This window comes from Pseudomonas frederiksbergensis (assembly GCF_017114915.1).
GTDB lineage: Bacteria > Pseudomonadota > Gammaproteobacteria > Pseudomonadales > Pseudomonadaceae > Aquipseudomonas > Aquipseudomonas frederiksbergensis_I.
This window is the reverse complement of sequence record NZ_JAAUOE010000070.1, coordinates 1-11,464: the sequence shown is the minus strand read 5'-3', so window position 1 is coordinate 11,464 and position 11,464 is coordinate 1. Positions and strand designations below refer to the sequence as shown.

Below are 11,464 nucleotides of genomic sequence, written 5' to 3'. Positions count from 1 at the left end.
CACGCCTTCGCCGGCAAGCCGGCTCCTACGGGTTCGGCGTTTTCAACAATTAAGCTTTAGAGCATGCCTTTGAGGTAGCGACGCACTTGCCGATAGCGCGGGCAGTTGTCGAGCAGGCCTGGATTGGGTTGTGCGCTGTGCTCCAGCGCCTGCTGTTGGCTGCAGGGCATGCCGCGCACTTGCACCAGTTGTTGTTCCTCACCGTCGCTGCGCCTGAGGATCAAGCTGGCTGTTGCGCTGCCCGGGCTGATGCGCCACAGCGGTACACCCTGTGCGGTGGCACGCGATGACAGATCGTGTGGTTCATGGGCACTCCACACCAACAGCTTGCCGTCTTCGCGCGCGACTGTCGCCATCAGGTCGGCGCTGTTGTGGGCGAATTTCACACGGCCCCATCGGCTGTTGAGCAAGCTGCGGATCGCCGGCTGCCGGCGCCGGGGTACGCCGAGCACGGTTAATGCGCCTGCGAATTGGCTGTCCTGTTGTTTTTGCCGGGCCAGTTGCCGGGCGACGGTCAGCACGTCGCAGCGCTGATCGGTCAGTGGGTTCACATAACGGCAGTAGCGAATGTAGGCGGCGGCTACCAGTTGCTCCAACGTTGGCCGGGCCTGGCGTCGGGGGATAGGCAAGCGGTCGTCGGTCAGTCCCCAGCCGGCGTAGAACGGCAACCCGAAACATGTCACCGGCACGCCCTGAATCAAGGCTTCGAGCCCGGCCTGGCTGGTGGCGATGTACACCCGCGCGGCCCGTCGCGCCAACGAAGCCCAGGACACATGACGACTTTCCAGGGATACGCCGCGCGCGGTCGCTGCCTCCAGCAAACAGCTTTTCTTGTGCCCGCTCAGGCAGTCCGGATGAATCCGCACACGAACATCGGCGCCGGGGTTTTCCGCCAGCGCCGTATCGAGCATGCGAATGAAATCTGCTTCGCACAGACCGCCACCCGGAATCGAGAAGTCGCCCCAGGTTTGATCCACCACCAGGATCAGCGGCACCTGGCGCCCCAGTGGATCGTCGTCGCTGAGGTCGGGTGCATTGTTGTACTTGCCGATGCCGCTGCTGCGCATCAGGGCAATCAGTTGCGCGGCCGTGGACAGTTCCCGGGGCGTCAGCAATTGCGGTTGCTGGAGGATGTTCTCCAGCAATGACGGACGATCCGCCAGGTAGTGGATGCCGATCGGATCGACCACCATCGACATCGGCGTATCGCCCTCGACCCCGAGGGAAGAGGAGCGCAAGAAACCGTCCTCCAGTGCAATGTAAGGAATCGCCCAGCGCTTGCACAGCACCCGGGCATGGTCGGACGATCGCTTGTAGCCGATCCCTGAAATCGCCTTGAGTCCATTGGGTTTATTCCGGCCTCGGCGCCACAGCCAGGCAGGTGTGCCTTCGGGGTCCAGAAACTCGGGGAGGTGAAAGACCCGCCACATTACCCACTGGGACATGATGCCGATCCAGCCTGGACCGTCCACCAGTGATTCAACAACGGGTACCGATCGATTCATCTCGTCGCAGCTCATGGGTGGGATGTCAGCGAGCGGCGCATGTTCATCACCGCTGGAAAGGGCAGCAGGCGGCCGAGCCAATTCAACGGCGTGGTTCGGACTCTGGTGAATCCCTGCTGTGTGTAGAGGCGCTGGGCACGCAGATTTTTCACCTGGACCTCAAGTTCTACCCGCTCATGCCCGGATTGCCGGGCCAGAGCGAAAATCTCGCGCAACAGTGAAGTGGCAATGCCCTGATGGCGTGCTTGCCTGGTAACGCGCAAGCCATACAGATAAAACCCGTAGTACCACTCCCGGCATTCGGCAATCATGAACAGCAGGTAGCGCAGGGTGCCCCGAAGCCGACCGAATTCGTGCACAAAAGGCCTGACGCCGGGGGAAAACGGCCCGCGCCGATGGTGCTTGAAGGCGGCATAGCCCAGCGCGTTGCAATCGCGGTACGCAATCAGAATCCGGTCCCAGTTGATCGACTTGGCCAGCAGTCGATAGCGGCACGCTTCATCGCCGAGAATGAAGGCAAGCGAGCCGCGGCCCGAGGTGATCATCCGCGCAATCGAGTCATCGGGTTCCGGCAAGCTGGAACCGAGGGCAATCAGCAGGGGGGCGGTGGCGGTTTCAGGCATGGATTCGGGTCTGGACCTGGCTGGTTACATTGGCGCAAGCCTGGCCTGGACTGATCTGCTCGGCAAAGGTCTTGGCCAGCTGTTCAACGCCCATCACCTTTGGAGCGCTGGAGGCGGGCGCCTGGTTGGACCAGATGAAGTAATCGGTATCGCCATCCGGCGCACCCAGTGCGGCATACACGTGCGGAAGAATAGGCACGTGGTCGCCGAAGAAGCACAACCCGGTCGGCGTCGGGTGGGTCAGCAGGTACTGACGTAACTGGCCGAGCATCTGGTCGGCATTGCTCAAGTGCCGCAGATAAGGCGCCAGGTCACGCAGACCATCGAGCAGCGGACGATCGAACCAGATGGGCAGCTCCTGAGCAGCAACGTTTTCCAGGTGCAGCGGTCCATGGTTCTCCATCGTCACAGCGTGGATATACAAGGGTTGAGTGCGAGCACTGTCACCGAGCAATTCGATGATCTTGTCCGCCACGGCAGCATCGCCAATGAAAGGGCCGGCCTTTTGCGAATCATCGAAGCTGCGGATGTCGATGAACTCATCGAAGCCCAGCGCTGGCAACACGCGATCCCGTCCGTAGAAACTGCCTGCATAAGGATGAATGCACACCGTGCGGTAACCCTTGCGCTTCATCTCGACGGCGATGCTTGGCAGCCCTTGGCGGGCCAGGTGGCGATAAGGATTAAAGCGATGCACGCCCAACCGGTCGCCCGCAATACCCGTCAGAAAGGCGAACTCGGTGCGCACGGTATTCGCTCCCCAGGCCGCTACTTGCAGGCGACCATGGGCCATTGCTTCTGCGCGCAGCACATCGTAATGGCTCAGCACGTGCGCGCGGATGCCGGGCCATAGCCTGCGAATATCGAAAAACGACTCGCTCTGCACCGAGACCAGATCCGGCAGGACCGCGTCAGGCGAGGTGTGAACCGTTTGTGGGGCGAGTGCAAAAGGCGAGTGCAGCGTGTCAATGAGCACCTTGCGCCGAGCGGCGCAAAAGTAGGTCCACAAACTGGCGGCCAGGCCCCAGCGGGTCAGATCCAGGCTGGCGTCGTAGCTGGGTTGCAGCGGTTTCCAGCCACCGGCGATCAGCAGCACCACAGCACTGGCCAGCGCCATTGCACCCACCGATAGTGCATCGGTGGCGGCCGCTTCGAAATACAGTCCGCAGGCCAGGTAGGCGACAAAGGCCAGCGCCAACACAATCGTCTTGCCGATGCCGAAAAAGGGCAGGTACAGGCGCGGATAGCGAACGGCATCACTGAAGTATTCAAAGTCCGCGCAGACGAAGGGTTCACGCAATGAGTGGTACTTCGAGTTGCTCACCAACACGATCAACAGCCACAGGGCCAGCACATTCACGGCGCTGAAATACGGGCGTCCGGTCATGCCATAAAGCAGGGCCACCGAGAACAGCCAGGCCCCTGCGTGGAGCAGCCAGCTGCGCAGTGGTCGGCGCAGGGCGGGCCTGGGGATCAGCATCGTTTCGATGATGCAGGAAAGAAAAAATCCGCCGAGGATGACCCAGCAGAAAGTACTGTTCAGAAAATCAGGCACTGTAGTCCAGCCATCGCAAAATCACAGACGACATCCTCGGGGGAATAACACTCAAGGCCCAGCATCCGAGGTTCAAGGGGAAGGGGAAGCTGATTCGTGCCTGATCGGCCGCCAGCCCGCGACGTATCCGCTGGGCAGCTTTGTCCGGGGTCCACAGCAGTGGCTTGGGCCCAGGCATTTCGAAGCACATTTTCGACTCGACATAGCCCGGCATGATCACGTTGATCCGCACGCCGTCGGCGGCGACCAGGTCGCGCATGGCTTCGCCATAAGCTTTTATCGCCGCTTTACTGGCGCTGTAGCTGGGTGTGACGGGCAGCCCGCGCCAACCGGCGAGGGAGCTGAACAGCGCGATCTGGCCATGCTTTCGCGCGCGCATGGCCGGCAAAGCCGCCTGCACGGTCGCGATGGCCGCCATGACGTTCACTTCGATCAAGGCCTGGGACAGTTCCCAGACTTCATCTTCCAGGTCAGGGCCGGTGGCGGTGTTGACCCCGGCACCGACGATGATCAGGTCCGGTTTCTCGGTTTCACTGATCTGGCTGATCCATTCGCGCACCGCAACCAGATCCTGGACGTCGAGCGCGTGCAGGATGACCCGGGCGCCGGCAGCGCGGCATTGCTCGGCCATTTCTTCCAGGCGCTCGGTGCGCCGGCCCTGCAGGATCAGAGTGACGCCCGGCGCGGCATAGGTCGGTGCCAGTGCACCGCCGATGCCACCCGTGGCCCCGGTAATCAGGATACAGCGTGGGTTTTTGTGCCGCGTCATAAGTACTGTTCTATTTTCGAGGTTTTGGCCATCAGCACTTCCAGCGAGTTGTTCACGGCCATGTCAATGCCGCAGCGCGTATAAAAGCCGCCATTGACTTGGGTGGTGTGAATCACGGTGCTGCGAAAGCGCTGGAACAGCGTGGGGTCAGGCGGCTCCGGCGTGTGCCAGAAATCGTCGAGGCTGCCTTGATGGGTCAAGCCTTTGAGGGCGTAAATCGGGTCGCTCAGGGCGATGGTCGGCACGTTGTGCATCAACGAAGAACCGCCCACGGTGCTGTTCACGGTGATCACCCCGACCACGTGCGACAACAGCGTCGGCATGTGGCCGCTTTCGAGGAAGTCCACCCGATCGGCGATGCCGAACTTGCCGGCAATGCGCAGGGTGATGCGATGGTAGTTGACGATGCCTGGCGTCAGCGGATGGTTCTTGACGATCAGGCGCGCATCACTGGGCGCATGACGGGCAAACGAGGCCAGTACCTGTTTCAACACGTCTTTCATGGTGTTGAACTGGGAGTGGTCGCGGATCTGCGCGTCACTGTCCAGTTGCAGGGGCAGCAGGAACGTCGGGTGACGGTTGCGTGCCACTTCACTGATCACCGATGCATCCCGTCCCTTGGCGCTCGCCAGACGAATGCCCTGGCGAATGTAGCCGGCATATTCGACCGCTGCGTTGAAAGGCGCGTGGGTCTTGTAGTGGGGGAAGCAGATTTTGTTCAGGGCGCCACCGACGTGATACATCACATCGTGGAAGGCCCGGGAGGTGAAGGACAGCTTGAACGAATTACCGTTGTGGTAACGCGGAATGTACTTGCCGACTTCCCGATACCATTGCGGATCCCTTGGCAACAACGAATGGTTGTTCACCCCGTCACGTTCCAGCGTGACCCAGTAAGGCCGGAAGTACCCTTCTTCGAACACATGCACCCGCACGCCCAGGCGTTTCGCCAGCGCAATGGCCGGCAGATGCACGGGACGACGGTCGCCGAACAGCACCAGGTCGGTGATGCCGTTTGCCTTGAAGGTCTGGCTGTAGAAATCCTCGAGCTGCTCGGGCCGCGCCGAATAAAACACCCGCGAACCCGCGCCGTACAGCGTATCGCCCATGTTGAAACTGACGGATTTGACCCACTGCCCTTCGGCACGCAAGGCTTGAACCAAACGGGCAAAGAAGGGTGAGCTGACGCCTTGCAGGAACAAAAAGGAGTTGCGCGGTTTGGTCGACACGGAGCGCCTTGCCGCACCCGCGGGGCTCAATTGTTCTTTTACGATGTTCTCAAGGCGGTAGGGAGAAAACGTTGAATCATTTCTTGCCATCTAGGCTTACTTCCTTGAGCTGGTGCTTCATGCCAGTTCTGCAGTTCCAATAGAGTTCGTTCAGGGGTCGTGAATTTTTGCGTGATGCGGCTTACATAAGTCGGGTAGTTGATCAGGGTGCCGGCCACCAGTTCGTCGAGACTCAGCCGTCTGGTGCGACGCGCCTGGACGTCCGGGTGCATGCCTTCATCGGTGGTCAAACCCCAGCCGGCATAAAACGGCTGGCCATACGTGGTGACCGGTATCCCTCGCAGCAAGGCTTCGAAGCCGGATTGGGAAGTCAGTACATGGACCTCATCCACTTCCAGCAGCAATTGGTGGAAGGGCACATCGCCCACCACTTGGTTACACCAGTGCGCAGTCTGCTCTTCGTCTTCGCCGCGCTTGCGGGTACCGGCCACGACTTCCGGATGCGGTTTGTAAAGCAGCCAGGCTTGGGGATGGCGTTCACGCACGGCACGCAACAGGTCGAGGTTGCGGCGGATGCGGTGAGCGCCGTACCGAATCGAGGCGTCGGATTCAACCTGGCCCGGCACCAGAATGACCTTGCTCACACCCGCAGGGCGCTTCCACTGCGTGCCGGTGAGGTTGTACTTGGTGACGCCGGCTGCACAGATCGCTTCACGCAGGGCACCCGCCCGATCCAGCAGGGCAGGGCTGCAGGCATCGTTTTGCAGGTTGTGCTCCAGGCGTGAAGGGCGCGTGGCGTCGTAGTAAATGCCCAGATCGTCGAAGACCCAGGACAGCGGGCGAACCTTGTTCGCGCCCAGGCCCACTGAACGCAGGAACCCGTCTTCAACGCGTCCGGCATGGCTGCCGTGGGCAAGCGCGGCCATTGCCGAGTCGTGCCCGCAGCCCCACGTCACAACAGCCGCGGCTTTTTTCAAGTGACCGGGACGGTTGGCAAAACGGATAGATGAACCATTGAAAAAATCCGTGACCAACGGCTGCTTCCACCGGGAGAACCCAAACATGTGCAGCTGTTCCGGCAAGCGACTGCGCATTCGCCGTTGCAGGCCGAGCCAGGCCAGCACCACTTCGGGTTCACAGGCCTGACCGGATTCGGGGTCCACATAACGCGAGTATCTAACCAGTGCCGCATGCAGCAACTGTTCAAGGCTGACCGGCTGACGACGGATCGGCGCAGGCAATGCATCCCGGGTCAATCCCCAGCCGGCATAAAACGGCATGCCGAATGTGTACACCGGCACTTCCCACAACAGAGCGTCGAAGCCCAGTTGCGAGGTCATCACGTACACCGCCCCGACTTCGCTCAATAACTCGGCAGGATGAACATTGCGGCTGATGACCTGGACCCGCGGCCGTTTGCCCAACGCTGCCAGATCAAAGTGGCCCTGCTTGCGACCCGCCACCACATCCGGATGAACCTTCACCACCACCGTGCTGTGAGGATGCGCATCGAGTGCCGCCTGGAGCATGCGCTCGAAGTCAGCCTCACCGGCGCCCTGAAGTGAGGCATCGCCCTTGGTCTGGTCGGCGACCAAAACGCAAGGTTGCGGCAACTCGCAACGTTCGATACGGGCGTTGTTGTACTTGGAAACCCGCTCTTGCCGCCAGCTCGCCTGCAAGGCCCGGGCTCTAAGCGTCTGAGACTCACTCAAGGTTGTCGGGATCAGCACTTCCAGCCGCGACGGCGTGTCGGCATCGTGATAGATGCCCAGATCATCGACGACCAATGACAGCGGCGGCTCATCCGCTCCAAGGCCCACCGAACGCAAAAAACCATCCTCTACCGATAGCACAGGCAGACCGACTTTTTGGGCTTCCCGCTGGGCGATCAGTGCGCTTGGCTTGCGACCCCATGCCAGCAACACATCGGCTTGAGCGACGTCACGAGTCGTACCCGACACCAATCGATAGTCGGGCAACAGAGCGGGCAGGGTAGTGACTTGCTGAACGCCTTTGGACAGAGCCAACAGGCACGGGCGATTCAGGAGGTTATTGTCCATAAAAAACAGCGGGTATCCGAACGTGACGCACTCAGTTGCGAGGCGCGCAAAAAATCCCGAAGCGCGTCAGGGAACGCTCTCCCATAGGTGGCACGATGATAATACAAAGCTGACAATTTATAACGAAAAAACAGGAAAAAATCCTACAGCCAAAGGCGATTTATCAGGGGGGGACAACGGGCTGCGCTGGAATAGCGCTTTGCGTCACTTGACAAGGTTTTGCGGGGCAGATTTATGATTCGGCAGGAAGAGCAAGCGCCAGCAGGTAGTCATATTTTTCCCACAAAGACGCCATTTTTTCTTTTTTCTGGTGCTCGGCAATCGTCTCCGGCCGCAAGCAGTGCCACAGCGAATTCAGCAGGAAGATGTAGTTGAGGTTGAGCATCGCGCTCTGCCGGTCGAATCGTTCATCCAGCGCCTCGGCGTAGGCTTGCAAGAACTCATCGCGGACCTTGATAAAGCCCGGTAAATCATTGCGCCGAAAGATCGCACTCAGATACGCACCGCCATCGAAACCGATACGCCCCACCTTGACCTCGCTCCAGTCGATCAATTGCAATCCCTGGGGCGAGAGAAAGAGATTCTTGCGCAAATAGTCCATATGGCAAAAACAGCGCTGGCTGTCCCTGGCCGCTGCGGCCACTCGGCGCAGTGTCGGGCTCAAGGCCCGCAGACGATTGGCCAGGCCGCTGAATCGCTCATCCTGTTCGGCCAGCTTTTCCACAGACGGTAAAAAACGCTGGAAATTGAAGCGTGCCCGCAGCAGGTACCAGGGACGAAAAAAATCCATCGTCCAGAACTTGTGAGCCTGCCACCGCGAAGTCCGTTGCACGTGCCGGCTGGACAAGGCTTCGATTTCGGCGATCCCCCGTGCCACGTTCACGGCTATCGCCGCCATTCGCGGTGCCCGCCCTTGAACGTAGTCGGTAAAAATCAGACTTTCCCAGGGCGTTTCGATAACGCCCAGGCACGCCGGGTGCTTGAAGTGAACGCTGTTGGTCAGCACATCCCGCTCACGATAGAAACGCGACTCCAGGCTGGTGATGAACCCGACTTTGCGAATCGATTTCTCGACCAGATCCAGTGTTGCGCCGGTGCCGAGGTCGGTCAGCCGGTGGTGGCGCACGTAATTGACGAAAGAAGCGTTGGACGCCAAATCAGTCGTGGCGATGCTGAATCCATCCGCCCGATACCCCGGCAAGAGAAAACCCAAGCGTTTTTCCAGGGTGGCGTGGCTTAACCAGAACGCATGCCTGCCGCTGATTGATAGTTCGGTATTCGATTCGGTGCCCATGCGTTCCAACTGTAAACAACCATCCGATTTCTGGCCTGACACACACATGTGAGGGGCGCAGCGTCCTTGCCTGCTCTGTGTAACAGCCGCCCGGAAGGGCCGCGATAGTACGGATTCCAACGGGTCATTGCCATGTTCGCGGCACCGACGACAAGGAAAATGATGATTTTTCCCAAGTGGTCATCAGAATGATGGCAACGTTAGTTTCCGTCAGCCTTTTGAGTCGTTAACATACGCGCCACTTAAATCAAGGAACGATCGTTTCCCCATGAATCACCTCCCCATCGCCAAAGACGCCCTCTGCGCCCAGGCGCAAGCCATCAGCCAACTCGCAGAACGTCTCGACGGCGAGTTCCAGCGTGCCGTAGAACTCATCCTCGGTTGCAAGGGCCGCGCTGCGGTCTGCGGCATGGGTAAATCCGGGCTGATCGGCCAGAAAATGGTTGCCACCTTCGCCTCCACCGGCACCCCGAGCCTGTTCCTGCATCCGGCTGAAGCCTTCCACGGCGACCTCGGCATGCTCAAGCCGATCGACGTGCTGATCCTGATTTCCTACAGCGGTGAAACCGAAGAAGTCATCAAGCTGATCCCGAGCCTGAAGTCCTTCGGCAACAAAATCATCGCCATGACCGGCAACGGCCAATCGACCCTGGCCAAACACGCCGACATCTGGCTGGACATCTCCGTCGAGCGCGAGGTGTGCCCGAACAACCTGGCACCGACCACCTCGACCCTGGCCACCATGGCGATGGGCGACGCCCTCGCGGTCGCACTGATCAGCGCCCTCGACTTCAAGCCGATGGACTTCGCTCGCTACCACCCCGGCGGCAGCCTCGGTCGCAAACTGCTGACCCGCGTCAGCGACGTCATGCACACCGGTTTGCCTAAAGTTTCCCGTGAAACCTCGTTCCACGACTGCCTGCTGATCATGACCTCCAGCCGTCTCGGCCTGGCCCTGGTGATGGAGCAAGACAAACTGATCGGCATCGTCACCGACGGCGACCTGCGCCGCGCACTGCTGGACAACCCCGGTGTGGTGAATGAAACCGTGGCGACGTTCCTTACGCCGAACCCGCATACAGTCAAGGCATCGGCGCAGTTGTCCGAGGCAGAGGCTTATATGCTGGATCACAAGATTCGGGCGTTGCCGGTGACGGCGGATGGGGGGGATGAGATTGTGGGGGTTGTGGAGATATTTGATTGAGCAATCGTTTGAGATTGCTATAGGTTGTAGCAATGGAGTGCCTGTTACTTGTGTAAAGTATTACTAAATGGCGAGTTGTAAAAAAAACGCTTTCGGTGCTAGTCGCAAAAAAGCGTTGTAGAAAATAATAAAATTACTCCGTTGTTACGCATTGTGAGGTTTAAGTGTCCTTCGAACATCCAAACTTTATCAACAGTGGCGAGAGAAATGTCATTGAAATTCACCCGGCTGCGCGAATTGAACACTCCGCCAGGATACATGTCGAGGGTAACGATCACGTGCTACGGATAGGTGAAAATACAGTTATCCGTAACATGAGTATTCTTTTTTCTGGCGCCCATAATGTCCTTGAGATAGGCGTGGGATGCAATTTGAGGGGCGCGATACATATGCGTCAAGCTGAATCTAAGTTGGTGATTGGAGCTGGTACGACTTTCGTCGGAGCACATCTTTTTGCCATGGAAGGTAAAAGTATCGTGATCGGGGAGGATTGCATGTTTTCCAGTGGCATATTTGTCCGCACCTCTGATGAGCATCCTATATACGATCTGCACGGAGGCGAACGTTTGAACGGTCCGCAAGATGTTATTTTAGGACGGCATGTCTGGATCGGTGAAGGTGCAACACTAGGGAAGGGGGCCAATATTCCGGAAGGCTGTGTGATTGGAGCAAGGTCCTACGTCAGCAAGCGCCTTACAAGGCCACATTCAATTTACGCTGGAGCGCCGGCGCGCCTAATGAGAGAGGGTGTTGTTTGGGATCGCCGTCTGAAGAAGACATCACTAGAGCCTTAATTGTTAACTCTCCTTTAGTGAGAGGGTAACGTTAATGATGCTTGTCCGTGGTTTACAACGTTTTTTTTGGGATTGATTGCGGGGCCGTGTGAGATTGATCGCTTGAAATAATGTTGAGGGATATGGCTTGGAAAGTCCGGCATATCGGACATTACATTTTTATCTGTAATGGCCGATGTGCTGGTTTTTTTACGTTTTAGTTAGTTGCTCTGATTAGATATAGGCGCCCCAGCAGTCGAACGTGCGGACTCTTGGAGTCACTAAAGAATTTTGCAGGCGTCAGTTCAAATTTTCGGAACTTTCGGTCGTTTGAGGTTTTTCTAACAACCCATCGAACCAGTCGCTGTTCAATGCGGCTGACATTCTCTGTTTGATGAGCCTTGCTCGGCGTATTGGTTGCAATAGCAGTGGTAGTGGTAGTTTTTTTATCG

Annotated in this window: 10 protein-coding genes; 2 read left to right on the top strand and 8 right to left on the bottom strand. The window is 58.6% G+C overall.

What is annotated here, in order from left to right; all coding sequences use genetic code 11:
* Nucleotides 1-56: 56 nt before the first annotated feature.
* The 7 genes from HCU66_RS26140 to HCU66_RS26110 all read right to left on the bottom strand — a co-directional run bounded on the left by HCU66_RS26140 (nucleotide 57) and on the right by HCU66_RS26110 (nucleotide 9,035).
* On the bottom strand, nucleotides 57-1,445 hold the full coding sequence (locus HCU66_RS26140) for a capsular polysaccharide export protein, LipB/KpsS family (protein ID WP_241015700.1): 1,389 nt from the start codon (nucleotides 1,443-1,445) through the stop codon (nucleotides 57-59).
* 71 nt (nucleotides 1,446-1,516) lie between these two features.
* Nucleotides 1,517-2,128: a GNAT family N-acetyltransferase gene (locus HCU66_RS26135; RefSeq protein WP_205891265.1), complete on the bottom strand. Its 612-nt coding sequence runs from the start codon at nucleotides 2,126-2,128 to the stop codon at nucleotides 1,517-1,519.
* Nucleotides 2,121-3,683: an LTA synthase family protein gene (locus HCU66_RS26130; RefSeq protein WP_338136471.1), complete on the bottom strand. Its 1,563-nt coding sequence runs from the start codon at nucleotides 3,681-3,683 to the stop codon at nucleotides 2,121-2,123. Before HCU66_RS26130 ends, HCU66_RS26135 begins: the two co-directional genes overlap by 8 nt.
* On the bottom strand, nucleotides 3,676-4,452 hold the full coding sequence (locus tag HCU66_RS26125) for an SDR family NAD(P)-dependent oxidoreductase (RefSeq protein WP_205891264.1): 777 nt from the start codon (nucleotides 4,450-4,452) through the stop codon (nucleotides 3,676-3,678). The genes HCU66_RS26130 and HCU66_RS26125 overlap by 8 nt, the downstream gene beginning before the upstream one ends.
* Complete coding sequence (locus HCU66_RS26120) at nucleotides 4,449-5,681, bottom strand: capsule biosynthesis protein (RefSeq protein WP_420908079.1); 1,233 nt, start codon at nucleotides 5,679-5,681, stop codon at nucleotides 4,449-4,451. The genes HCU66_RS26125 and HCU66_RS26120 overlap by 4 nt, the downstream gene beginning before the upstream one ends.
* 38 nt (nucleotides 5,682-5,719) lie before the next feature.
* On the bottom strand, nucleotides 5,720-7,741 hold the full coding sequence (locus HCU66_RS26115) for a capsular polysaccharide biosynthesis protein (protein WP_205891262.1): 2,022 nt from the start codon (nucleotides 7,739-7,741) through the stop codon (nucleotides 5,720-5,722).
* A 232-nt stretch (nucleotides 7,742-7,973) separates the two neighbouring features.
* Nucleotides 7,974-9,035 carry a phosphotransferase family protein gene (locus HCU66_RS26110; protein ID WP_205891261.1) on the bottom strand — a complete coding sequence of 354 codons (1,062 nt, stop codon included), beginning with the start codon at nucleotides 9,033-9,035 and terminating at the stop codon, nucleotides 7,974-7,976.
* Nucleotides 9,036-9,303: 268 nt separating this feature from the next.
* On the opposite strand from HCU66_RS26110, the gene HCU66_RS26105 reads away from it, so the two are divergent.
* Both HCU66_RS26105 and HCU66_RS27410 read left to right on the top strand, forming a co-directional pair.
* Nucleotides 9,304-10,239 (top strand): KpsF/GutQ family sugar-phosphate isomerase, encoded by a 936-nt coding sequence (locus HCU66_RS26105; protein WP_205891260.1) that lies wholly within the window; start codon nucleotides 9,304-9,306, stop codon nucleotides 10,237-10,239.
* A gap of 164 nt (nucleotides 10,240-10,403) precedes the next feature.
* Nucleotides 10,404-11,033 carry an acyltransferase gene (locus tag HCU66_RS27410; RefSeq protein ID WP_205891259.1) on the top strand — a complete coding sequence of 210 codons (630 nt, stop codon included), beginning with the start codon at nucleotides 10,404-10,406 and terminating at the stop codon, nucleotides 11,031-11,033.
* 196 nt (nucleotides 11,034-11,229) lie between these two features.
* Here HCU66_RS27410 and HCU66_RS26095 read toward each other — a convergent pair.
* Nucleotides 11,230-11,464 (bottom strand): hypothetical protein (locus tag HCU66_RS26095; protein ID WP_205891258.1); only part of this gene is annotated, 235 nt, incomplete at its 5' end.